Raw genomic sequence first — 25,969 nt, forward strand, 5'->3', positions numbered from 1 at the left:
CCTGACCCGATGTCAGGCACGGTAATAAACTATCGGCATTTATTTCAATCCACAAAGCCGTTTGATAGTATCTTCGTCATTGGCATACTTGAACACCACATCATCCTTAAAGACGGAACTATCACTATCGCTAAGCTTATGTGGTGCTTCCTTCTTCATTGCTTCAGTAACCTTTGCATAGAAACGAGTCATTTCTATGTTCGAATGACCAAGCCATTCAGATATAGTAGGAAGTGGCACTCCTGCCTGATACAGGTGCATTGCCCTCGTTCTTCTGAAAAGATGTGAATGCAGATGGACTAGCTACAGTGATAACTGGTTACATCTCTATAGTAAGAAATGCCGATATATTTATAAGGTCCTATAAATCTAATATTTCAGAAAGTCAAAAGTCGGCATTTCTAAAATATCGGCATATGGAATATTATGCCGATATCGGCATAACAGGCCAGCGTAACGAATATAGCAACAGTGGAATGTATTTCATACGGTCACTTCCGGTCTGGTTCAATGGTGCTTTTTCCTGCCAGGCACAGAAAATCTGCAGATCTTCCGGGAAAATGGTACTGAAAAACAGTCGTTTTGTACCATGTTCTTTTTGATTATCCCGGTGCTCTCTGAGCCACCTGTCCGGACTTTGAGCACCGGAATAATCACCTTACACGAATCACAGATAAACATCATACATATCGTCTGGAAATGAACGGTATAAATATGCGTGAAACAGAATGATATCATCTAGCAGTACTTCGTACCGTTAAAAATGGAATAGCCGTTCCGCAGTAGTGGAACTGGCATTCCGTTTGAGCGTAATTTGCAATCTGGCGATTTTCCTTAAGTTGACACTAAATTGACCACATTGCGGTCTGACCCCGACATTCCTCCAAGATTCATAATTCAACCAGACGTTTTACGAATGGTATTTTTCTCATAGCAAATACACAAATGGACGATATTATCAGTACAGCAAAGAAATAAACAAATGACATACCTAAAGAATCTACAAATACGAAATGCTGAACCACCCTCATCACCAACGGATGAGTAAGATATACCCCCATTGTAATTGGAGCAATATTTTGAATTAGACTCTTAACATTCGTATCCAAAGTCAAACCCAGTATAAAATAGAATATCGAAATCAACCATATAATAGTTAAAGCACTGTCATAGAAATATTCAGCATATGAATTATGTAGAAAAGTTTTTCCCATTACATTTTGATACACGACAATTGATAGGTTCATTAAAATACATACAACGGCTCGTTTCCAAATTGAAACTTTCTCTTTGTTATTATGACTTCCAATTAATCCGCCGAGCACAAAATACTGTATCCAAGACCACAGTCTAAATGTCTGAATAATATATCTTTGAACAGGGATGCCAACAATATATGATGTTATTTGTATTAACACTCCAACAAACGCAGAAATTATCCAAATCAAAGTCAAACGTTTTCTATATCTCATTAACAACGGATATATTGCGTATATAATAATCAAAGCTCCCATATACCAAAAATGCCATAGATATCCTCGCTGAATTAACCCTCCAAAAAATGTTTTGGGAAGTACTATTAAAACTTGTAAGTTTAATTCATTCTTAATAACTCGCCAAAACAGATAAGATATCGAAATCAGCAGTGACCAAAGGAAAACAACATGGAGAATTTTCTTGATTTTATTCCAACTATAATTATTATGTACCCCATCTCTATTTAATAACACATAACCCGTAGACATGAAAAAAGCTGGTACGGCAAATCCACAAATATAGTATAAAGATTGATTGACAATCGATATATCCTTGTGTAACGTATGAAGTCCAACAACTGCTATACATGCTAAGATTTTTATTAAATCAAGGTTATAATTTCTGCTTGCTTGCTTGCTTGCTTGCTTGCTTGCTTGCTTGCTTGCTTGCTTGCTTGCTTGCTTGCTTGCTTGCTTGCTTGCTTGCTTGCTTGCTTGCTTGCTTGCTTGCTTGCTTGCTAAGATATTATTGTTCATCCCGTTCTCCTTTGTCAATACCAATTATTCAAATTCTTCTTCTGCACATTCCAACACAGAAGCAATTACTACATCCATATCATAGTACTTGTATTCTCCGAGTCTTCCACCAAAAATGACATTTTCTTCCTTATCTGCTAATTCCTTGTACTTCTTATACAAAGCACTATTCTTTACATCATTGACTGGATAATATGGCTCGTCCCCCGGTTTCCACTCACTAGAGTACTCTTTGCTAATAACCGTCTTTGGCAGATCATTTCCCTCTTCATCCTTACCAAACTCAAACCATTTATGCTCAATAATCCTCGTCCATGGTGTTTCACGATCAGTGTAATTCACTGCTGCGTTTCCCTGAAAGTTTGGAATGTCCAAAACTTCATTCTCAAAACGAACAGAACGATATTCTAGATTTCCAAGGCAATAATCAAAATAAGCATCAATTGCTCCAGTATAAACCACTTTTTCGGCAAGCTGGTCATATTCCCGCTTTTTCGCCAGATAATCTTCATTTAATCTGACCTCGATTCCTTCCAGCAGGTTCTCCACCATCTTTGTGTAACCACCCACCGGAATCCCCTGATAAAGCGCATTAAAATAATTATTATCGAAGGTCAAACGTACAGGAAGCCTTTTTATGATAAAAGCCGGCAACTCCTTACATTCACGTCCCCACTGCTTCTCTGTATATCCTTTTACCAGCTTCTCATAAATATCACGGCCAACCAGTGAGATTGCCTGCTCTTCCAGATTCTTTGGTTCCCCTGTGATTTCCTTCTTCTGTTCTTCAATCTTCGCAGCTGCTTCCTCCGGTGTCACCACACCCCACATTTTATTAAATGTATACATATTAAAAGGCATGGAATAAAGCTCACCCTTATAATTCGCCACCGGTGAATTGGTAAAACGGTTAAATGTCGCAAAGCGATTAATATAATTCCACACTTTTGCATTGTTTGTATGGAAAATATGCGCACCGTATTTGTGGACATTAATTCCCTCTACCTTCTCTGTAAAAACATTTCCTGCAATATTCGGTCGCTTATCGATCACCAGAACAGACTTTCCTGCTGCCTTCGCCTCATGAGCAAAAACTGCTCCATACAATCCTGCACCTACTACCAGATAATCATACATTTTATTATTCCCCCTTCGTCATACACATATCTTAAATAATTCTACTTTATCATACCTTTAAGTTTGGTAAATACCTGATTTTCGATTTCCCACACAAGCGGTTCTTTCAATACAGTCAGAACAATCGCATATCCGCCAAAGAAAAGAACCGCAGACATCAGCAACGTAGCAAAATTCCCCATTTCTAGTGTCTTAACCCATCCAGAACTTGCCACGCCAATTACTGTTGCCAATAAAACTTTCCCATAACGCACATTCTTGTAAGCCGGTGTAACCTCTTTTCTCAATGCCGCAAACTGCACGATCCACACCACACATTCTGCAACAAGCGTACCAATAGCCGCACCGACTGATACCAGACGCGGAATTAATAATGTATTTAAAATTAGGTCAACAATAGCTCCTGCAATCTCCGAGTACAGGACTACTTTCTCAAGTCCCATTGGAACCAACATCTGAATTCCCATAATGTTCGTCAGACCTATGAATATGATTGTCGGCATAATAATCTGCATAGGAAGAACTGCTGGCATATACTCATTCCCCGAAAGAAATAATATTCCTTCCTTCGCATATAAGATAAAATAACATGTAAGCGGCACTGCAATCAGGAAAACAAAATTGATTGCCTTTTTCGTAATCCGTCGAAATTCTTCCATTTCATGATGCTCAATATAATAAGAAGCTCTAGGTAACAGCACTGTTCCTAAGGAAGTAACAATTCCTAACAATACACTTTTGATCTTTACTGCAGCATTATAATATCCTACATCAATATCTGTCTTAATAAAGCCCAGCATGACTGTATCCAGATTAGTGTAAATCGTTGTAGCACATGACATTGCAAAAAAAATCATAACCGGTTTCAAATGCCGCCAGAACTGATACTTTCCTACTGGCCTGATCTGGATATATTGATGGACATTCACTAAATTGCAAATATTAGAAGCTGATGACGCAAAAATGGAAATGCCACCATAAATGACATAGTCACTCTTCTGATGAATTAATGCAAACATCGCAAGAAGAGCGATAAATTTAAATAAAAGCGATCTAACTGTAATATATGTATACTTTTCCAAACCACGATACAGCCAATCCAGCCCCACTGCATTAAACAACAAAGTAGTGCTCATAATCAGAAACAGCGGTCGTTCTGTCTGTAACCGTGGCACATATACTAAGGTTATTCCAAATGCAATATAAGTTATCACTGTCATAACCATATTAATAATAAATATTTCCTGCACTGTCCTAGACAGTTCCTCTTTGTTATCCCTCACCTTCGCACAGGCACGAATCCCATAAGTCGGAATTCCCAACTGCGCAAACAATGCAAAATATGCAATTACCGAATTAGCAAAAGACACCTTACCGGTGCCTTCTGGTGATAAAATTCGAGAAACATATGGAAATGTAATTAAGGGAAAAATAAATGATGACATTGTAAGTAATGCATTCATTATGAAATTTATCTTGATAGAAGTCTTTTTCACATCCGTTCTCCTCATGTATATTTCAACATACTATATATCCTTCTCTAATAGAAACTTTATAATTTTTTACTGTATTTTTCCAATTATTTTATCTTCTTTACTCCACCTTTATAGGATCCCCATGCTCCACTCTTCATTAGATAGACTCTAAATGACTCACAATATGTTTTAAATTAATTTTTTGTCATTCTACAACACAATTTATAACCAATAAATCCTGTTTTTCTCATTATCTTCATCTTTTTAGATCTACACTTATCATATAAAAATTTAAATCTATTTTTTATAGTACTATCAAATTCACGAATTTCTTTTTTATTATTTTGTTGTTTTCCAATTAAAAAATAAATTTTATATTGATTCTCTATCATATAATTTGTTCTTTGAATTAATAATTCTTTAATCTTCTCCGACCCACTATATTGCGCACAAAACTCAGATAAAATCAAACATATTTTTTCATGTTCTTTATAATGCTTTATAAGACCTTCTGAACTCACACTCTGCCCAACTCTACCCAAGCGATAACAATATATATCTTTTTCAAAGTAGCTTACACTTTTTACTTTAGAAACAGCTTTTACCATTAATTCAACATCTGTATAAAAACAATGCTCTTGAAGTCTAATATCTTTGATCAAAGATGTCTTAAAGCATGATGAATGCATTTCCATATAGGGATAAAATTTTGCAACATCCTCCATAGATAGTTTCTTTTGCATATTTTGAATTTGTGGATAACTTATTCTAGAAATAGTCTCTCCAGTATCATCGCTAAATGAATGAAATGGAGATATTATCAGATCAGCTTCCGAATTTTCCAAAAACGTAATAAATTCTTTCAAATTTTTTTTATTAAACAAATCATCCCCATCAAGTTGTTTAAAATATTTTCCATGAGAATTATTTATCCCACAATTAACTGTCGATCCCCATCCACCATTCTTTTTAGATATAACTTTAAAAGTATTAGAATCTTTATTTACATATTCTTTAGCTATCTTAGCGGTATTATCTGTGGATCCATCATCAATTATTAAAATTTCAACTAAACCAGTTCCTATTATGTTGGTAAAAGAATCTAATGTCTCTCTAATATACTCCTCAACGTTATATGCAGCAATTGATACTGTTAAAATATAGCTATGCATTCCTTTTCTCTCTATTCTTTTTAGTGTATATTCAACAAAGCTCTTGATTTAATAGCTTTGTCGAACAGTTAATAAGTTACCTATAACTATAACAATCCAATAAATTACTGCACATAATTTCACTAATGGAAACAATTCCATTTCTTGCATTCTTTTTCTAAATAATAACCTGTACTGATTTTTGTATAATATATCTTATTCCAATCTTCAATAATCAATTTTCATATTGTATTATGCAGCATAATGACCGTATATTGACTTTATCACACCCTTTACACTAAAAAGGATACGTTATTAAATCTGATTGTTATAGTAAATATTCTTCAGCGACTATCACACCTATCTTTCTCAATGCTCCAAGTATATGACACCCCACATATAAATATAATAAAGTATGGTGTCCAAAAAAGATACGGCCTTTGATATAGACTGGCAATTGTTATTAAAATATAAAAAAGCATCCTTCTATTCTTTAATCGTACTGCTTCTTTTATAAATACAATTAGTATCGGAAAAAAAATTACTATAGTTCCAAATATACCAAAATTAACTATATATGATTTGATTGATGCCAATCCTTGACCATTTCCAGTTCCATAAATTTCTGCATACCCTGCACCATATCCAAAATATATTTTACTACTATGAATTGTACTTTCATATAGGCTTTCAAAAAGCTGACCGTATCTGTTATCCCCCTCCAATCCTTCACTAGTAATAACCATACGATGCAATACATGGTCTATCGAACTGTTTCCCGTTTGAATATTAGGAAGTACAAACAAATATACTATAATTATAACAACTAACCAAAGCCATCTCTTCCAATTAGATAAATTAATAAGAAAATAGTAAATAACAAGTAGCATGATAAAGGCAAGCGAAAATGTGAGAATACCTGCTACTAGTATAATAATATTTTCTTTCTTTTTTAAATTTAATCCATCTGCACACAAATAAAAAGCTGCCCAAGTTCCAAACCATCCAGGTTCTTCAAAAAGCCCGCAAAATCTGAGCATGGCATTATAATCATATGCACAATAACAAACTTTAAAATCAATAATTTTATATGCCCTACCACTTCCTGAAATCACATCATATGGTATTCCAATTGGTATAAAATATGAAATATAACATATAATACCTATAAATGATACAATTACCATAATATATTTAAAATACTTAAATATATATGTCCTAATATCATTTGATACATAACAAAATAACAGTCCAATAAAAATACTTGTTATCCCTATACCTTTATAGTCATATGCATAAAATATATTTATCGCACGATAAACCAATATAGCAATAGCTGCTGTAATCTCAAAATAACTAAATTTTCTTCTTTTAGGACATACCAAAATAATCCCTACTCCGCAGAATAATACTAAATAGTTCAACACTCTACGCTGTCCACTTGTAGCAAGTGGGTGGTTCTCCATATATGGCGCCCACGATAAAATAAATAAAATGGCAACACTAAACATTACACTAATTTTTATGTTATCAATTTGAGTTTTTAATTTCATATTTCAATACATCTTTCATGTTTCTACATATCAATCATACTTCTGAAACTTAACTACATTATTCTTTTATAAAAAATACAATTATCTATTTCGATAATTCAACCATAAATTTTTCCGCACAAATTTCGATTGCTCTATTTTTCACCGTCAGCAGGCCATTTTTAATCAAATTTTCTCTTACATTTTCATTTTCAAATATCTTGACTACAGCATCAGCCAATGCCTCTCCATTTTTTACTGGAACTAAAAGAGCATTTTTTTCATCTTCAGCATACTCTAATACTCCCTTAAATCTACTGGAAACTAAAGCACATCCGCACGCCATAGCTTCTAAGCCAGGAAGCCCAAAACCTTCTTCAATACTAGACGATAAAAAAACTACTGCCTGATTATTTAATTCTGATATTTTCTCACTAGATAAATTATGTACATACGTACATGAAGCAGGTATATTGTTAGGTTTTTTCTTTTTAATTCCAATCGCAGTTACACGAAGATCAGAATACTTTTTTTCTAAAATTTCAATAGCCTTAATCGCATATTCACATCCCTTGCATTCCTGCTCTCTATAATGAAATACAATACTATGACTATATCTTTCACTAATAGGAGTATCCATTTTAAAAATATCTAAATCTATTCCATTGGGAATCAATCGAGATTTCTCTTTACTATATAAATCAACTTTATCCTTAAGCCACTGTGAAATCACAATATTTCTTAGTCCCAATTTATATGTATTGTAAACATAGGCATCTGGTTGATTCCAATTTTCAAATCCTTGAATAAAATAAAACTTTTTTCCATGATAAAATTTCAAATCAGCAACGGGTTTTGCAGTCCTAACAGCAGTTGCAATAATAATATCTGCATCAGGTATTTCTTCCTTAAAAAAAACAACTTCTTTTTTTATATCTTTATTTAAGGGAAACCATGTCGGTATAAATAAATTTTTGATTTTAGCATATGCTTTCTTTACAGATACAGGGATATAATTAGGTAGAACAGTTAAAGTTCTATCTGCCAAAAAAATGATTGTGACACTATTCCCATGATTCTGAAGATAATTTGCATATTGAAATATTACCTTATATCCTCCACTTAATTGATTACTGTTATTTCCTAATACAAAACTTATATTCATATTGTCCTCATTTCTTAAACATACTCTAAATTAAATCTTTTTATGTCTTCTTTTTTTTATCGCTAAGTCTATCCTATAAGGATTATGAATCAAAGGACAAATCTGCTTAATAAACCCTTCTTTCCATTTTGCATTTCCATAATCTTTAAAAAATTGAACGGGATTTTTTATATATTCTCCCTTTTTTTGCACTTTTGCCATACAATAATTTTTTTCTTCTTCATATGGTAAATCAGCAAGCAATTTTGCCTGTTTTAGCGTTGGTTTATATGCCAATCTTTTATAAGCAGCTACTGCATCATTAGGCTCTATATATACTTCTCTAAGAGGGCTAGATAAATAATCTTTAATAAACGTCATCGCACCTTGTTGAAACTGATTAATCTTGGAAAAATCCTTCATTTCACATTTATTATATATTGGACTTATATAAGTTTCTTCTTGTCTATATCCTATTGTCGTGCCTATTTGGGGGAATAACATTGCTTCTAGTATATTAACAATTGCTAAGTATGGTAAAGCATCCTCTTCTTTATCATAATCAAACCAATATCCAGACATATTCATTTTATTAAAATTTTTTCTTTTTGTATTACCAAAATAAAATCCCATAAAACTTTTTCGGCAAATTTTTTCTAGCGCATTTTGCGTTGTCCCATGCCATCCAATATCAACTAATGCATCTCTTTTATCGTCAAAAAGAGAATATTGTTGCAAATATTGCAAAGTCAAACTTGTTTTGTTTTTCAAGATATCCAAAGCCATATTACCCAACTCATTAAACCATACTGGCAAGCTACACGGATCAATTTGTGTATGTGCATTTATCGAATATTTCTCTATAATTGCAAATTCACATATCTCTTTCCACTCAATAGACAATGTGTTCAGTAACTCTATCAATAAATATTTTTTTCGTGTCATAGTATCAAATATGCTATTGAAATTTCCAGATGCAACAATATAGGCCGAGCGTAAGCTTCTCCTAGATACTTCCAGATAATAAATATTCTCTTCACCATATATTTTTCTATAAATCTGCTCTACTAAATTCATATCGCGAGCCAAAAAAAATACTCTTTCAATATTATTTTCTACCACCTTTTTATGGACCCACATACAAAACCCTAATAACAATGGTCCAAAAGCCTCATATCCCCATTTAAACAAGTCACTATTATTATTATATTTATATAGATTATTACTAATAAACCTATGTGTCATCGATTGGGGAATATTATCCTTGCATATAATCTGTTCAGTATTTTGAATATTCGGGGATATATAAAAACTACTTATGCCTTTCAACCTAGGAATAATATTATCTGTCTTTCTCCTATCACCAAAATGAATCATTTGATTAGGCTTAATATCTAAATCTTTCAAAACATATTCAAATAATTTTCCTGTCCTTTTCTCTACCCCAACTTCTGACGATATATACAATTTTTCAAATTTTGATATATTGCATTTTTTTAATATCTTCCTAATTATCAATTCAGGAAAATACATATCTGTTATAATAATAACCCGTTTTCCATTAGAAATACATTGATTAAAAAATTTGATAACAGGATAATTAGGTTCACATATTTCTTCTTCTATTGCAATCTCAATAGACTTTAAATCATTCCTATTTGGCAAATTAATATGTTCATATATTGCATCAAATGTAATCTCATAACCAATATTTTCTTTTCTAACTTCTCTTTCTGCATTAATTCGTATGTCTTTAAACTTCAAATCTATACCATGCATCTTTTTATATTTATATTCAACCAACTCAAAAACATCTCTAGGATTTGGAACATTTCTTTTTACAAGAGTATCATAAATATCAAAAGATATAATTTTTTTATTTTTTGATAACATTTCAGCCAATTCATAATTAAAAGTATTCATTTTATCCTTATCCGTAATAAACATTTAAACATACTACTTAAAACTATATTCCAAACAGGAAGCTTCAAACAATTATTCTAGTGCTCTTTGATCTACCTGTCTGAACTACCAACCTTGTCGCACTGTAATATTCAATTTAAACATAGCACTTTTCATCAACAACATATATTTTAATCTTACATTCGTTTCTACTGAATATCTCTCTTGTCATTTACTTATCAAGTATATATTCCAGATTATTAAGTATATCCAGAACCTTTTCCATTATAATTTTCAAAACAATCATTGAATCTATATCACCATTAAATAGTTGCTAATACATTTATCCATTATTTGCCTTGTAAAATAGCTAATGTATTTTCAATCCCTAAATCAGCTGAAAAAGCTTCTATCCATCCTAAAGCTTCAAGCTTCTTGCTACAAAGAACCTGCTTAACAATCGGAGTTCTATTGATAATATCTGTAGCCGATGGATTCACAAAAACCACTTTCCTACCTGATTTTTTTGCAATAATATCTGCAAGTTGAGCTATCGTTATTCGTACTTTAGGATTTGCTATATTATAGGCCTGACCTGCTTCGCCATTAAAAAGTACTGTAAGTATTGCTGACGCACAATCTGCAACATAATTATAGCTTCTTAACTGAGTGCCAGCACTTTTCATCACAATGTCTTCACCATTTAAAACATTCCTGAAAAACTGAGCATTTGCGCGACTATCAGTCATAGTAATACCCGGTCCATATGTATGGCAGGGTCTCACAATTAAAGTCTCCAACCCATATTGACTATAATAAGATGCACAAAGATTCTCTACTGCTCTTTTACTTGATGGATAGCATGATCGTGGCGATAATATATCAATATACCCCGCATACTTTTCTTCAAATTCTTCTACTGATAAATCGCCTTGTCCATACACCTCCCCTGACGATACATAAAGAAATCTTTTTCCTTTACATGATTTACAATACTCCAATAAATTGTAAGTGCCTTTTATATTCCCCCAGATAGTCCCGACTGGATCTCTATTAAACGTTGTGGGATGTGCATTACCCGCAGCATGAACTACATAATCCACTGAAACGTCAAAACTAATATCTTTAAACATGTCATACTCAAAAAAAGATAAGTTTTTATCATTCCAAAAAGAATACTGTTCTATTAATTTATCCAAATTCCTACTCGTTACAACAACATTTATTCCTAAGCCAATCGTCTGATTAGCTCTCAGAAACATATCCGCAATAAACGATCCAATTGTACCAGTTGCCCCAGTTACCATAACTGTGGAACCCGCAAGACCTTCTATTCCTATAGAATGTTCAATAGCAATATCTAAATCATTAATATATGTATGACTATCCTGTACTCTCATAGATATTCTCCCTCATTTAAGCCAATCAGAGCGTTTTTCTACCAATAGTGCTTTGAAAATATCAATATCTTCAACCGTTGTTAACTTGATATTTTTTTCAGATCCCATTGAAAAATATACTTGCTCTCCCATTTCTATCTTTAAGGTACAAGAAGCAACTGAATTATTAATCCCAGCTTTAAGTGCTCTACGATGAAGATTACAAATATCACTAATATGAAAGCCCTGCGGAGTTTGTGTCCTTCTTAAATGGTCTCTTGGATAACTACCTACAGAAACATTTCCATCTTCTGTTTGAATCATTGCTTCTGCACAAGGAATAGCTGTAATAGCGTTACCCTTTTCCTTTGTCACTCGTATGCAATCAGAAATAATATCCGCTGAAACCATTGGACGAATTGCATCATGAATCAAAACAATATCACTTGGCAAATAATGTTTTTCAAGTTCATACACTCCATTTCGAATAGATTCTTGTCCATTTTTCCCACCTGGAATGATATGTCTCATTTTTGTAATATTGAACTGATTTGCATATGCCTGAAGAACAGATTCCCATCCTTCAATACATACTACTGCAATTGAATCAATTTCTGGATGTTTCTGAAATATTTCTAAAGTATAAACAATAACTGGTTTCTCATTAACAGTTAAAAACTGTTTAGGTATACTTTGACCCATTCTACTTCCGGAACCACCAGCAATCAGTAATGCTATATTCGTCATTGTTATTGCACTCCTTTTTTCATCTACACTCTATCAACTTACCACTGTTTTACTCTTCCTTACGCTTTGCGCTAAAGTCATTCCATAACCATTCAGCAAACTCAAAGTCAATAGAATCTCCTTTTCTCTTAAATTTTTTTGGATATAGCACATTTTTTCTTTTTTCCCAAAATTGTTCAAATGTGCTAATCTTTTTAGCTGGAACACCTGCATATACATATCCACCTGGTAAATCTTTATTTACCAAGCTACCAGCTCCTATAATTACCTTTTTACCAATATATACATTAGCTAATACAATAGTATTAGCTCCAACAAATACATCATCATCTATCTTAATACAACCAATTTGTTCCTGACATCCCCCACATGATCCTGCCCCCCCCCCGAATATTATTAAGCATAGCATGTGCCATATCATGGGGAACAAGCAATACATTTGCAGCTAAACGAACGTTATCTCCTATATATATCAATTCTGGATATAACGGTATTTTACGTGATGCATATGTGCTATTTTTACCAAAATATTCAAATATATGTGCTCTTCGAAGATATTTTCCTTTATCATTCGATAAATTTAATCTAATGGTCCTCCATAATCTTTTAAAGTCCATTTTTCCCCCTCATCATTATATCATTTTCATATTCTATGTAACTTTTATACGGATCGATTGCAACATACGTATGATGAACCACTTGTTCGCTAATCGGGGGCATTTTCATATAATCTCCATATCTTTTTTTCATATATTTTTCAGGCTGTGTTGCCCCGTTAAAATATAGTCCTTCAAATTCAAGTTTTTGCGGCTCTCCAAACCATTCTTTAGGATACGTAATCGCATTTAATAACGATATATCTTGTCCATAATAATCTAAAATTTCATCACCTTTTACGTTACACAAATGTCTTTCTATTTTTTTAATTGTATTTATTCTTCTTTTTTCTGAATAACTATTAAGAACCATCTTAGAAACAACAGCTATTATCTTACCATGATTTACTGGAGGGCGGTTATTCACAAGAATTTTCATCAAATGCGCATAAACTATATCTAGTTTTCGAAGTAATTTATTACTTGAACATTCATAATAAGGATAAATATCAACATAAATTCCCTTTTTTATGTTTAAGGCAACTTCATCACTTTCAATACATGTTGTTTCACAATCTCTAATTCTCATTGCAATTGAACGATAGTCTGGATCTGTCTCTTTACTTTGAATAAAATATCTACTTCCAAACTGATCTTGTAATTGGATCAACTTCTTGGCATCATCATACGGCATCAATACATCTATATCATCATCCCACGGTATAAATCCCTTATGACGCAAAGCTCCTAAACAGGTGCCAAATGCAAGATAGTATTTCAACTCATTATGTTCACATACTTCATCAAGTTTTTTTAGAATATTAAGTTGTATTCTTCGTACATCTTTGCGTAAAACATCTTCATTTCTCATATCTTTTCTCTCTATTGCCTATATATGTAACCAAATCAATTAATGCATAAATTGTATTTTCAGCGCAATCGTTTTTTTCGCTATACAATCCATCCTCGTTCTTATAATAAATCTCTCTCATCCCAAGCTGCCTAGGAGCCTGAAAGTCTTTATTCAAATTATCTCCAACATAAACAATTTGCTCAAAAGGTAATCTCCAACGATTCTGTATTATTCTAAATGAAATATCATTTGGTTTACGAAACTGAATCCCACCAAGTTCATCTGTAATAATTATATCGTCAACAAGTTCTTCCAAACCCAGAGCTTTAATTTTGTTTCGTTGACTTTCTGGACGCCCATCAGTTATTATTCCGACTTTTATTCCTTTGCGCTTAAGGTTTTTTATTATTTTATCAACTCCATCATATAAGTTAATTTTCGGAAATTGATTTCTATATATAGACAAACACTCTTTCTTTTTCTCAGATTCTGCAATATCTTCAAGATAACAATCTATGGCCGGTTTGTCAGCTTCGAAATATTTCCAAAGCGTTTCAAACGCTTCATCTCTTCCAAGGTAATCCGCTATTTTTTTATAACCACTCATAACGTACTCTTTCTCACTATAAAGAGTATCATCAAGATCAAAAATCACCCCTTTTATCGGTTGTGTATCATCCCCCTCGGAAATACAAACACTCTGATCAAAGCGACTATAAATAGCCCCATTACAACTACTATTTCTTTGATATTCTACTCTTTCACCGCAAAGTAACCTCAATAATGCCTCTGCACTTCTGGCGCCAGATTTCATGCTAAGAGGTGCTCCCCCACCATATCGGGGATTAATTTCTATATAATAGTTCTCTCCTGTGTTTTTATCCTGAATCAACTGAACAGTCATGGGACCACACGGTTTGAAAGCTTTGCACAATACTTTCGCCTCGTTAATCATGGTATCATCCATATAAATCTGTGTCTTAAGAACCTCTCCGGCTCTGACCTGAATACGTTCTCTCGGAGTGATATAAATAGGATTTCCATCAAAATCGCAAAAAATATCTATCGTAAACTCTCTCCCCGAAATAAATGGCTGAATAATATAGTCTTCAATCTGTCCTGCATACACAGATAATTCTTCTTCATCTTCCACTTTAAAAGCATTAATAGAACTGCTCCCATCTTTAGGCTTAATAAAACAAGGATACGGACCAAAATACTCTTTATAATTGTTATATGTTTTTGGGGCTTTTAAGCCACATGATTCAAAAAACTTACCCGTATTATTTTTATCCCTGCAAATTAATATCTTATCTAATTTACTAATTAGAACTTTGGTTCCAATACTTTCAAAAACTTCTACACTTCGTGAAAGCATTAGAAGATCTGTATCTATGGTTGGCATTACAAGATTGATTTTATCTTTCTTGCAAATGTCAACCAACTCTTGTATATATCGTGAATCGCGCATTGAGCATACTTTTCTCGTATAGTCACAATATTCTAAAGCAGGTGCAGTACCAGACACATCTGCACCATATATTTTTAAGTTTATATTTAACCTTAATGCAGCCTGTCGAAACGCTTGTAAAAGTTCAATTCGACGACCAACACCTGTTACCAGAATATGTATCTCTTTCATAATCCCCTCCTACTCTACGGAATTATCACCAGCATATTTTCTCTGCTTCGCAAGTTTTACCAATAACAGGAAATCCTGCACATTCTTTAATGCTTTCGTTATCATCTAAGAATACAATTTCTTCATATCCATTTCTGACAGCAATGTCCGCAATCACTTTTCCATGACCACTGGCACCAATAATTACAATCTTTTTCAATTTGGTGCCCTCCATATACTAGTCACACCATCTGGTGTTCCCATAAATTCTTCCATTGTTACAGATGTCTCTGAGCTTATTCCTTCATGTTTCAATACTGTCATTATTGTGTCCAGGATAATCTTAACGTCTCCAATAAATGTAATATGTTGCGTATACCATACATCCATTGCAAACTTATCTTCCCAAGACACTCCATTCCTGCCATGTGCTTGCGCATATCCAGTCAAACCAGGCCTAACATCATGGCGATGACGCTGTTCATCATTATACCTGTCAAGATAGCGTACCAACAACGGTCTTGGTCCAATGATAGCCATGTCTCCTTTTAAAATATTTATCAATTCTGGCAATTCATCAAGGGATGAAGCTCGTAAAAAACGTCCATATTTATTCAAGCGGATCTCATCTTCTAGTAACTTCCCGTCTTTATCCGTCCTATTATCCATTGTTCGGAACTTTATCAGTTTAAATATCTTTTCATTTTTTCCTGGGCGTTCTTGCGTAAAGAAAGGATTGCCTCTCATACACACAGCACCTGCTACAATTAAAATTATCAAAAGTGGTGAGAGAATAATTAAAGCAATCAAACTCAAGAAAAAATCTAAACCACGTTTCAAACATTTTGCATACATATTAGTTCTCCATAAATGTTCACAAAATAAATTTATTCAAAACATTTTCGAATTACTTCAATAATTCTATCCTGCTGCTCCACTGTCATCTTATTATCACTCGGCAAACACAGCCCTCTTGTAAAAATATCCATTCCTACATCCACCGATTCACCAGCAATATACGCATTCGATCTTGCGCGTCCATTACCATCTCTGACAATAAATGGATTCAACCGATAAATCGGTTGCATATGCATCGGTTTCCAAATTGGTCTTCCTTCCGCATTAATAGAAGCAATCGCTTCCAAAACCTCTGTCGGACAAGTTTTTCCAGTCTCTTTTATATAACAAACATCCTGTTCTCCGCGAACCTGCTTGCACATAGCATCCTCATCAATAATCATGCAAGACAACCAATAATTTGGCTCAGAATCCTCAAAATCTATCGGATTCATAGATACCGGAAGTCCCTTTAATCCTTCTTTATATCTTTCATAAATCGCTTTTTTCTGTGCAATATGCTCATTCAAATACGGAAACTGTCCACGTACAACTCCTGCCACTACATTACTCATTCGGTAGTTATAGCCTAATTCTTCATGCTGATACCAAGCAGCATTCTCTCTTGCCTGTGTAGACCACTTACGAACCTTATTTGCAGCTTCTTCATCATCTGTCAGGAAACAGCCACCGGCACTTCCGGTAATAATCTTATTTCCGTTGAAAGAAATCGTATTATACTTTCCAAATGTCCCTGTCTGTCTTCCCTTATATGTAGCACCCATAGATTCTGCTGCATCTTCTACTAAAATTGCACCATGTTTTTTGATAACCGCATTTAATTCATCTACCTTACCCGGTGTACCATAGAGATGAGCTACAACCACTACTTTAGTATCTGGATAAATTTCAAATGCTTTTTCCAAGGCTACCGGATCCATATTCCAAGTGTCATATTCTGTATCAATGAATACCGGTTCTCCCCCCTCGTAAACAACAGGATTTACTGTTGCATCAAAGGTCATATCAGAACAGAACACTTTTTTTCCTTCTAGTGCCCCATGTCCAACTTTCGGCATTCCATAACATTCAATTCCTGCTAATTTCATAGCCAGATGCAAAGAGGCAGTTCCTGCTGACAGAGCAACCGCATATTTACAACCAATATATTCACAAGCCAGTCTTTCTACTTCATTAATATTTTTTCCTACAGTAGACATCCAGTTTGTCTCATATGCTTCTTTTACATATTCAATTTCCGGACCATGCATAGTCGGACTGCTTAGCCATACCTTAGACTCAAATTTTTCAAAGTTATTATTTTCTCTAAACATTTTTTCTCCTTCGCATCTGTGAAATCACTGGTAACATTCCAAACAGTTTTCAGAACACCATAATTCTTCTAGGTGTTGGTCTTAAAACTTAAGCCGGATGATACGTAGAAACCACTTTCTCTACTCTCTCCTTCATATCATCCCTATTCTTATAAGCCGCCTCCAGCAACCCATCCAGCTCTTCCAAAAACTCCTCTACATCAAACGGAATCGGGCACCCAATATGTATCAGATCATTCTTCGTCTTCTTCAACCCTTCCTCCGCCATCAGTTTCTCCTCATACAGCTTCTCCCCAGGTCTCAATCCACTATAAACGATCTTAATATCCACATCCGGCTTATACCCCGACAACCTGATGAGATTCCTTGCCAACGTATCAATCTTCACCGGCTCACCCATATCCAGCACGAAGATCTCTCCGCCCTTCGCATAGGTACCTGCCAGCAGCACCAGACTTACCGCCTCCGGAATCGTCATAAAATATCTGATAATATCCGGATGTGTAACCGTAACCGGACCACCCGCTTCAATCTGTTTCTTAAAGAGTGGAATAACCGATCCATTACTTCCTAACACATTTCCAAAGCGAACTGCCACGAATTCTGTCTGGGCGTTCTTTAATCCTTCTGTCACTTTCGGATCCACGATCACATCATCCATACCATGAGTGAAGAGCTGCGGAATCTCATTCGCTTTTCCTTCTTTAATCTTATAGTCAAAAGCCTGGATGATCATTTCACACAAACGCTTGGACGCACCCATAATGTTAGTTGGGTTTACTGCTTTATCTGTACTGATCAGTACAAATCTCTTACATCCATGTGCCATCGCAGCATATGCCGTCTTATAAGTTCCCATCGCATTGTTTTTGATTGCTTCGCATGGGCTGTCTTCCATAAGAGGTACATGCTTATGCGCCGCTGCATGATATACAATCTCCGGTCTGTATTCATCGAATACTTTGAATATCTTTCTACTGTCACGAACAGATCCGATAATGGTATCCAGTTTCAGATCCGGATATTTCTTCCGTAATTCCTGCTGAATGTCATAAGCATTGTTTTCATAAATATCGAACAAAATCAGATGTTTCGGATTATGTGCCGCAATCTGTCTTGCAAGCTCAGATCCGATAGAACCAACACCTGTAACCAGAACCACTTTTCCTGTGATATACCGGAATACTTCATCCATATCCGTCTTAATCGGGTCTCTTCCAAGCAAATCTTCAATCTGAACAGGCTTCATCTTGCTTACGGATACTTCACCGGTATAAAGCTGATACATTCCCGGAAGGTTCATCAGTTCGCAACCTGTCTCATTGCAGATTCTGAGGATTTCTCTTTTATCCTCCGGTTTTGCGCTTGGAATGGCGACATAAATTTTCTCAATTCCAAACTTCGCTACCGCTTCCATGATATTCTCTCTACCGCCGAATACCGGAACATCATCTATGTATCTGCCCCATTTATTTGGATTATCATCAATGAAGCAGTAAACTCTCTCACTTGTCTCTTTGGCATGTTTAATATCGCGAAAAATCATCTGACCTGCACTTCCTGCGCCGATCAGCATGACTCTCTTCTCATATGCTGCGTCTGTATTTCTCCGTCCCCTAAGCAACAGGATAAAGCGGTATGCAAACCGGATTCCCAGTGTCAGACAGAACTGAATGATAATACCGAACGCATAATAGGAAATCGGCATTCTGTGTATACATGCATTCACTACAATTAAATGAATGACTCCTGTAAATACCGTTCCCATGATTACACGGATCAGCTCCGCATAACTTGCAAAACGCCAGATACTCTTATAAAGACGCAGAAACCAGAATACTACCACGCAGAATATTGCATAAATCCATACTGTGTGAAAATATGTCTGCAGATAGTCTTTCTGGATTCCGCCAAATTTACAGTCAAACCGAATCCACAGTGCTGCAAAATATGACACCAGAATTGCTGTAAAGTCATATACCATCAATAACAGGGATACGATTTCCCAGTGTTCCAGTTTTTTCTTCATCTTTGCCATACCATTACTCATTTGTATTTCTCCATATTTTTCTTTTTATTTGTCCTTCTTATTTCCAGTCCATCCCTATGCTGTCCAACTGCCTGATCCTATATTCATCCAACACCATCCCGCTCCCCTCAGGATGTTTCCTCTTCGCCCGTATATTCGAGATCCACCTCCCCAGCTTCACTCCATTCACACTATACGAAACCGGAACATTCAGATTTCCATATTCCTCATAGTAATCTTTCGCCAGCGCATACTTCTCATTCCACTGTCTGACAGTCTTCTTCTCCGTCTTAAACCCAATCTTCCTAAGCCGTTCCAACTGTCTCTCTTCCAATGAACTCCGGCATGCATTTTTCTCACTAAGCTGGCTCCCAATCTCCGCGAGCCATCTCCCCAGCGGCACCCCATTCTCCGTCACATACTTCACCGGAACCTCCAGATCCCCATGCTCCAGATAATACCCTTGCGCCTCCCGGAAATACTCTTCCCATTTCTCCCCATTCCGATCCCAGATCATCCCCAACTTCTCCAGCTCTTCCTGCTGTTCCTTCGTCAGCGCCTGATCCAGTCCCTTATTCTTCACTTTCATCCTCAAATTACAGACCCATCTCCCAAGCCTGAACCCATTCTCCGTCACATATCTAGCCTTAACATCCAGATTCCCATGCTCCTCATAATAAGCCTGCAATTCTCTCAACGCCTCATTCCAGCTCTGGTCCTTACTGTCCCAGACCATCCCAATCTCATCCAGTTTCCTGACCTTCTCCTCACTCAGATTTCCGGTCACCGAACCTGCACGGACCCTGCGCTGCGTCTGAATCCAGCTTCCAAGCGTAAGCCCTGTCTGCGTCAGATAACTCTTCGGAACTTTCAGATTCCCCTTTTCCCGATAATACTGCCTTGCGGCAATATAATAGGTTTCCCAGGCAGAACTTAAATTCGCTTGCAGTTTCTGGAAAAGCATCCTGCATTCCTTCGTCTCATCCGTAATGTGGAAACGCTCACTAAAGCGAAACCCTTTCCCATACGTTGTCGGAAACAGCACAAATGCTTCTTCCATTTCTTTCTTCAGACAGTCAATACAAGAAAGACTGTCAAAATTATTAACCAGGTCAAAAATAACCGGTGTCTTCCCGCTGCCCGCTGACAATGCACGCCCGATCTGCTGAAGATAAATGATCGGTGACACCGTCGGACGCAGAAGAATCACACCATCCACATCATCCACATGAACCCCTTCATTGAGCATATCAATGCAGAAAAGAAGCTTCAGATGTGCACTGTTATCCTTCTTAAATTCCCTGAATTCTCTGTCTGTAGCAGTATCGTTATAAAACGCTGTATAAATCCGCGGCTCGCAGTCTACCCGGCGAAACCACGTACTGACCTGCTCTTTCATTTCGTCCATATGTTCTTTACTGGAACAAAAGACGATATATTTTCCATTTTTCTTTTCCATGTGCTTCTCAAACACAATGTCCAGCCCCTCTGCCTGTTCCAGTGCGCGGCGCAGCTGCTCAAGCAGTTTCTGGTTCTCTGTGATGAGGCCCTGATTCGATAATGCCTGGATTCTTTTCTTTAACTGATCCAGTTCTTTCTTATACGAATACATGGCAATCACATATTTCGGTTCCGGGAGTATTCCCCGGACGATAGCTTCTCCGAGTGTCATCTCGGATGCAATCTTTCCATCAAAAATCTCCTCTGCCATATCTCTCTGGTTGTCCAGATAACGGATATTGGTCGCAGACAGCCCGAGTCTCTTCGCATCTGGACAGGCGGTCAGAAGTTTTCTGACGCTTTTGCCCCATTCTGCGGCACCACAGCGATGAAATTCATCCAGAATGATGTAATCCGGATGCAGGGTTTCGATGCTGTCTTCGTTCTTCATCAGACGGCTGTAGGACATGAACTGGATGTTATCGAATTCCATTCCGAGGTTCTCCAGCTGTGTCTGATAGATATATTCACTTGGTGAGAGCCATAGAAATTTCTCTGATGGATGTTCCTCTGCCAGCTTGAATGCGATCAGGGATTTCCCTGTGCCTGTGGGATGGATGACTGCTGCCATTTTCTCCCGCTCAAGCATGGCGGTAACTGAGTTATATGCTTCCTGATTGTGTTTGAAAAGATGTATGCTCATTTCGGTATTCCTCCAAAGTACACAAAAAGAGAAATTCAGATTTCGCAGATTGTTTTAATCTGCGAAATGGGCACATACGCGCCAACCTCCCCAATTTTATTAAATTTCTTATCAAATCACTGCTAATATAATATGCTGATTAAGCTATTTTGTCAATAAATGGCAATTTATTTAGTACATTATAACATAAACTGACCAATTTATTTAGTGCTTTTTGTAAGAAAATCAATCTGACTTCTGGAAAGTATCTCCATTACGGGTCAGAATCGTGGTCAGGAGCCATAGAAAGGAGTTTTATATTTTGGCAAGACGAGGAGAAAACATACGAAAAAGAAGTGACGGCAGATGGGAAGGCCGATATCTGATCTATATAAATGGAAGCAAAAAATACCGTTCCGTATATGCCCCTTCTTATAATGAAGTAAAACAGAAACTCTTTAACAGCAAGAAAAAATCTGAGATTACTCTGCTCTCCCAAAAAGAGCAGACAGCTCCCCTAAATGGCAGTGTTGATATGAGTCTTGATGAAATCGGTCAGTTGTGGCTTATCTATATTAAGGATAATCGCAAGTACTCCACCTACAGAAAATATGCCAACATCTATGACATGCATATCCGGGATACTTTTGGCAGTCTGACAGTAGACGAGATCAGCCTGGAAATCATAGAGAAAGCCCTGCCAAAGGAGATATCCGCCAGTCTATATAAAAGTATCTACTGTGTACTGAATCAGATTTTATCTTATGGAAACCGATACTGCGGCACTCCGAAAATTCATTTAAAAACAGAAAAGCTGCGGACAGTTCCCAAACCCGTGCAGACAATAAATGCTACAGACCAGCAGAAGCTATGCCGCTATCTGCTCTCGGATCTTGATTCCTGTAAGCTTGGCATTCTGATATGCCTGTATATGGGACTGAGACTCGGGGAAATCTGTGCCTTAAAGTGGGAAGATATCGACTTCCAGAGAAAAACAATTCATATTAACAGGACTGTCCAGAGGATTCAGGTCGGACAGGAGGATCGGAAAACGATTCTGTATGAGGGACCTCCCAAAACGCTCTGCTCTGTCCGTGAGATCCCGATTCCGGAATTTCTCTTTCCATTTCTTCTCTCTTGTAAGGATGATGGGGTTTATGTGTTAAATAAATTTTCCCCGATGGAACCCCGTACTTATCAGTACAAGTTTTATTCTTATCTGGATAAAGCATATATAAAGAAGTCTCACTTTCACGCACTGCGTCATACATTTGCGACAAACTGTATCAGTAACGGGGCTGATGTCAAGAGTGTCAGCGAAATGCTTGGCCATTCTAATGTAAATATCACTTTGAATAAATATGTCCATCCATCTATGGATACCAAGCGGAACATTCTGGATTCGCTTTCTTCTATCTCTTCTATAAATGGTCAGATCAGTGGTCGGATCATTTCTTAATCTTTGATCTCATGCACGTTTCCGGTGCCCATTTCGCAGATTAAAACAATCTGCGAAATCTCTGTACGTGAATGGTCCATCCGGCGTTTTTTAGCTGCGCGGATGGATTTTTTCTCTGTCATTTTAGAACTATTTGTTCTTTTTATTATATTATACTCTGCTCTTTCACGCAAGTAAAATATCAGACAGTTATCGTCCTATCGTTCCTGCCATGGGCATGATTTCTAAAATATCTCTGTATAAATAAAATACCCGCCGCGGAAGATATTATACATATCTGTCCGCAGTGGATGTTTTATAAATTTTCGAAAATCACATCGGATCATCCGGATGATTGTCGAATTATGTTCGAAATCAAAGCAAAAATATCACATTATTCGATAATATTATTTGAATATATTATGAAATAAGTATATACTAATAGAAAATGAATTTGGAGGGATAATTATGTTGATAGAATTCAGGTTCAAGAATTATAGATCATTTCGTGATGAGGCGACGCTATCTATGGAAGCAACGGGGCTTGGCCCCTTCAAAAAGAGCTTGATTTCATATGGTTCGTTGAACTTATTACCGAGCGTTGCTATATATGGAAAAAATGGTGGAGGTAAAAGTAATGTAATCCGGGCGTTTTGGCTGGCTGTGCAATTCATTAAAAATGCACAAAGAACACAGCACGAAAACGCAAAAATACCAGTAATACCATTTGCTTTAAATGATTATTCTGAAGATGAACCAACAGAATTTGAATTTATCTATACTCTAGACGGAATTAAATACTGGTATTCCTTTGCTGCAACAAAGGAAAAGATATATAAAGAATATTTATACCACGCACCAAAGGGACAAAAAGCGTTAGTTTTTAAAAGAGAAAATCAATCATTTATTTTTACAGAAGAAAAGGCAAAAAGAAAGTTAATCAGCGAAACCGTTGCATCGAATCAGTTGTTCTTTTCGTTGGCTTGTACAATGAATGACGCTATTTGCGCAACTGCAATGAAGTGGTTTCGGGAATTGCTTTATTTTTCAAGGGATTATTCAGATATTCCTAAACAGCTGTTGGATTATTCTAATGATGCCAATATGCTACAGGCGATTTCGGATTATGCTAAAGCTGCGGATCTCGGTATCGAAAGTATGCAATTTGAAATTGACAGTAAGGAAATTAAGGACAATCTAAGTTTTCCCGAGAATATACCAGACGGTATAAAAACAGCCTTGATTCAGTTTATGCATATTCTGGCAGATACGTCGAGCAACTCAGAAACAAGATTAAAAATGAATGAGGTTAAAGCAATATCGAAACATCAGGGTATCAATGCTAATGGAGAAGCGGTTTTATACCCGTTAGAATTATCGGATGAATCAGACGGAACCAGAAAACTCATGTCTATTGCACCTGCAATCGAGTCAGCACTGAAAAAAGGCGGAGTTCTTATCGTTGATGAAATTGAAAAAGAACTTCATCCAATGTTGGTAGATTTTGTTGTGGCAAAATTCCAGAGTAAGCAGTCTAACCCAAAAGGAGCGCAGCTTATCTTTACGACTCATAACACGGAACTTATGAATATGGAAATCCTGCGTAAGGATCAGTTGTACTTTGCAGACAAAAGCAATGAAGATGGGATATCAGAACTTTATAGTATTAGTGGATTAGGTACCAGAACTACAGAAAATATCAGAAAGGGATATTTGCTTGGTAAATATGGTGCAACTCCTGATATTGAGATTGAGGAGGTGGAATAATGCCTCGTAAAGTAAAATCTGCCAAACCACTAATCTATGTATTTTGCGAAGGTGAAAGTGAACAGGCATACACTGATTATTTAAAAAAGACTTTCTCGGATGTTGCTGTTTTAAAAAGGCCACCAGATACAGGACTGTTTGAAGAAGCAGATGCAAAGTTTTCAAAGTCGCCCAAATATAAAAACAGCATAGATGTAACAGATGAAATATGGTTTTTTTATGATATAGAAGAAAAGGATATTCCAAAATGGAATGATAGGTTTACGATTATAAAGAAACTTCGTAACTTGAGAAAAAAACAAGGAATACGGGTAAGATTACTAATGACTAGTGGATGTATTGAGTATTGGTTTATGTTGCATTACAAATACTATACTCCGAAACTCATTACCGTTCCTGAAAAGGAAAAGGTTATTAATGAAGTTAAAAAATTAATCCCAACTTACGTAAAAGGAAATTCTGCGGCAACAGAGAAGATTGCAGTCAATTATCAAAAAGCTGTAGAAAATTCAAAGAAAACTGTAAAAGCATTATTGCAAGATGGACTGCCGGGAATAGATGATACAGATGTTAGAAACCAATGGTTAAATACAAGGAGCGTCACATTTTCTAATGTATATGAAGCAATTGAATTTTTACAAAACTGTGGATAAAAATGTATCGTAACATTTGAGTCAGACTCGATGATACGAATACCCGCTGCGGAAGATATTATGCATATCTGTCCGCAGCGGGTGTTTTTGCACCTATTTCAAAATCTATTTCGTTCCTTTTCCCTTGCCTTCCACCATTACAACACCTTTTTTTACCATAGATTAAAGTAATTGTGTTGTCTTTGATTTGCCAAATGCGGCCTCCGATGTAGATTTTGAAATCAATCTCTATGCAGTATA

At 36.0% G+C, this 25,969-nt stretch carries 23 protein-coding genes and 1 pseudogene; 4 read left to right on the forward strand and 20 right to left on the reverse strand.

Features of this window, described 5'->3' with window-relative positions:
• Nucleotides 1–39 precede the first annotated feature (39 nt).
• Complete coding sequence (locus WKT11_RS04855; RefSeq protein ID WP_278278650.1) at nucleotides 40–294, reverse strand: tyrosine-type recombinase/integrase; 255 nt, start codon at nucleotides 292–294, stop codon at nucleotides 40–42.
• Nucleotides 295–416: 122 nt separating this feature from the next.
• Here WKT11_RS04855 and WKT11_RS04860 point away from each other — a divergent pair, with 122 nt between their 5' ends.
• Entirely contained in the window at nucleotides 417–602 is a 186-nt protein-coding gene (locus WKT11_RS04860; protein WP_340282918.1) for a hypothetical protein, read from the forward strand.
• Between the two features lie 288 nt (nucleotides 603–890).
• Here the strand turns inward: WKT11_RS04860 and WKT11_RS04865 are convergent, their stop codons facing one another.
• The 17 genes and pseudogenes from WKT11_RS04865 to WKT11_RS04945 form a co-directional block, all read right to left on the reverse strand.
• Nucleotides 891–2,012: an acyltransferase gene (locus tag WKT11_RS04865; RefSeq protein WP_340282921.1), complete on the reverse strand. Its 1,122-nt coding sequence runs from the start codon at nucleotides 2,010–2,012 to the stop codon at nucleotides 891–893.
• A 24-nt stretch (nucleotides 2,013–2,036) separates the two neighbouring features.
• Nucleotides 2,037–3,149: a UDP-galactopyranose mutase gene (gene glf, locus WKT11_RS04870; protein ID WP_119245502.1), complete on the reverse strand. Its 1,113-nt coding sequence runs from the start codon at nucleotides 3,147–3,149 to the stop codon at nucleotides 2,037–2,039.
• Between the two features lie 41 nt (nucleotides 3,150–3,190).
• Complete coding sequence (locus WKT11_RS04875) at nucleotides 3,191–4,660, reverse strand: flippase (protein ID WP_119245501.1); 1,470 nt, start codon at nucleotides 4,658–4,660, stop codon at nucleotides 3,191–3,193.
• A 158-nt stretch (nucleotides 4,661–4,818) separates the two neighbouring features.
• The gene (locus WKT11_RS04880; RefSeq protein ID WP_119254018.1) at nucleotides 4,819–5,796 is read right to left on the reverse strand and encodes a glycosyltransferase family 2 protein; all 978 of its coding nucleotides are present in this window, start codon (nucleotides 5,794–5,796) and stop codon (nucleotides 4,819–4,821) included.
• A gap of 323 nt (nucleotides 5,797–6,119) precedes the next feature.
• Nucleotides 6,120–7,328, reverse strand: a complete 1,209-nt coding sequence (locus WKT11_RS04885) for a hypothetical protein (protein ID WP_119254019.1) — start codon at nucleotides 7,326–7,328, stop codon at nucleotides 6,120–6,122.
• Between the two features lie 85 nt (nucleotides 7,329–7,413).
• Complete coding sequence (locus WKT11_RS04890; RefSeq protein ID WP_340282928.1) at nucleotides 7,414–8,472, reverse strand: glycosyltransferase family 4 protein; 1,059 nt, start codon at nucleotides 8,470–8,472, stop codon at nucleotides 7,414–7,416.
• 30 nt (nucleotides 8,473–8,502) lie between these two features.
• Nucleotides 8,503–10,374 carry an HAD family hydrolase gene (locus WKT11_RS04895; RefSeq protein WP_340282930.1) on the reverse strand — a complete coding sequence of 624 codons (1,872 nt, stop codon included), beginning with the start codon at nucleotides 10,372–10,374 and terminating at the stop codon, nucleotides 8,503–8,505.
• A 329-nt stretch (nucleotides 10,375–10,703) separates the two neighbouring features.
• Nucleotides 10,704–11,753, reverse strand: a complete 1,050-nt coding sequence (locus WKT11_RS04900) for an NAD-dependent epimerase/dehydratase family protein (RefSeq protein ID WP_119245539.1) — start codon at nucleotides 11,751–11,753, stop codon at nucleotides 10,704–10,706.
• 12 nt (nucleotides 11,754–11,765) lie between these two features.
• On the reverse strand, nucleotides 11,766–12,479 hold the full coding sequence (locus WKT11_RS04905) for an IspD/TarI family cytidylyltransferase (protein WP_119245540.1): 714 nt from the start codon (nucleotides 12,477–12,479) through the stop codon (nucleotides 11,766–11,768).
• 49 nt (nucleotides 12,480–12,528) lie between these two features.
• Nucleotides 12,529–12,888: a hypothetical protein gene (locus tag WKT11_RS04910; RefSeq protein WP_181991624.1), complete on the reverse strand. Its 360-nt coding sequence runs from the start codon at nucleotides 12,886–12,888 to the stop codon at nucleotides 12,529–12,531.
• A gap of 197 nt (nucleotides 12,889–13,085) precedes the next feature.
• Nucleotides 13,086–13,946 carry a LicD family protein gene (locus WKT11_RS04915; protein WP_119252914.1) on the reverse strand — a complete coding sequence of 287 codons (861 nt, stop codon included), beginning with the start codon at nucleotides 13,944–13,946 and terminating at the stop codon, nucleotides 13,086–13,088.
• The gene (locus tag WKT11_RS04920) at nucleotides 13,936–15,570 is read right to left on the reverse strand and encodes an HAD-IA family hydrolase (RefSeq protein ID WP_119245406.1); all 1,635 of its coding nucleotides are present in this window, start codon (nucleotides 15,568–15,570) and stop codon (nucleotides 13,936–13,938) included. The genes WKT11_RS04915 and WKT11_RS04920 overlap by 11 nt, the downstream gene beginning before the upstream one ends.
• Before the next feature lie 46 nt (nucleotides 15,571–15,616).
• Nucleotides 15,617–15,784 (reverse strand): annotated as a pseudogene (locus WKT11_RS04925) (PglD-related sugar-binding protein); the annotation flags it as partial.
• Entirely contained in the window at nucleotides 15,766–16,404 is a 639-nt protein-coding gene (locus tag WKT11_RS04930; protein WP_119252912.1) for a sugar transferase, read from the reverse strand. The gene WKT11_RS04930 and the pseudogene WKT11_RS04925, both read right to left, overlap by 19 nt.
• Before the next feature lie 32 nt (nucleotides 16,405–16,436).
• Nucleotides 16,437–17,720 (reverse strand): DegT/DnrJ/EryC1/StrS family aminotransferase, encoded by a 1,284-nt coding sequence (locus WKT11_RS04935; protein ID WP_119252911.1) that lies wholly within the window; start codon nucleotides 17,718–17,720, stop codon nucleotides 16,437–16,439.
• Between the two features lie 88 nt (nucleotides 17,721–17,808).
• Nucleotides 17,809–19,770 (reverse strand): polysaccharide biosynthesis protein, encoded by a 1,962-nt coding sequence (locus WKT11_RS04940; protein WP_340282945.1) that lies wholly within the window; start codon nucleotides 19,768–19,770, stop codon nucleotides 17,809–17,811.
• A gap of 37 nt (nucleotides 19,771–19,807) precedes the next feature.
• Nucleotides 19,808–21,892, reverse strand: coding sequence for a Helicase associated domain protein (locus WKT11_RS04945; protein WP_340282947.1), 2,085 nt, complete (start codon nucleotides 21,890–21,892; stop codon nucleotides 19,808–19,810).
• Between the two features lie 301 nt (nucleotides 21,893–22,193).
• On the opposite strand from WKT11_RS04945, the gene WKT11_RS04950 reads away from it, so the two are divergent.
• Nucleotides 22,194–23,330, forward strand: a complete 1,137-nt coding sequence (locus tag WKT11_RS04950; RefSeq protein WP_340282949.1) for a site-specific integrase — start codon at nucleotides 22,194–22,196, stop codon at nucleotides 23,328–23,330.
• Here WKT11_RS04950 and WKT11_RS04955 read toward each other — a convergent pair.
• Complete coding sequence (locus tag WKT11_RS04955) at nucleotides 23,327–23,452, reverse strand: hypothetical protein (RefSeq protein ID WP_279230283.1); 126 nt, start codon at nucleotides 23,450–23,452, stop codon at nucleotides 23,327–23,329. The two genes, WKT11_RS04950 and WKT11_RS04955, sit on opposite strands and share 4 nt — an antisense overlap.
• Nucleotides 23,453–23,777: 325 nt before the next feature.
• Between WKT11_RS04955 and WKT11_RS04960 the strand changes: the two genes are divergently transcribed.
• Both WKT11_RS04960 and WKT11_RS04965 read left to right on the forward strand, forming a co-directional pair.
• Nucleotides 23,778–25,076: an AAA family ATPase gene (locus WKT11_RS04960; protein ID WP_117674294.1), complete on the forward strand. Its 1,299-nt coding sequence runs from the start codon at nucleotides 23,778–23,780 to the stop codon at nucleotides 25,074–25,076.
• On the forward strand, nucleotides 25,076–25,729 hold the full coding sequence (locus tag WKT11_RS04965; RefSeq protein WP_117674293.1) for an RloB domain-containing protein: 654 nt from the start codon (nucleotides 25,076–25,078) through the stop codon (nucleotides 25,727–25,729). Before WKT11_RS04960 ends, WKT11_RS04965 begins: the two co-directional genes overlap by 1 nt.
• 58 nt (nucleotides 25,730–25,787) lie before the next feature.
• On the opposite strand, the gene WKT11_RS04970 is transcribed toward WKT11_RS04965, so the two are convergent.
• The coding region (locus tag WKT11_RS04970; RefSeq protein WP_340282952.1) for a hypothetical protein at nucleotides 25,788–25,969 on the reverse strand (182 nt) is incomplete at its 5' end.

The organism is Blautia sp. HCN-1074, assembly GCF_037890165.1.
GTDB lineage: Bacteria > Bacillota > Clostridia > Lachnospirales > Lachnospiraceae > Blautia_A.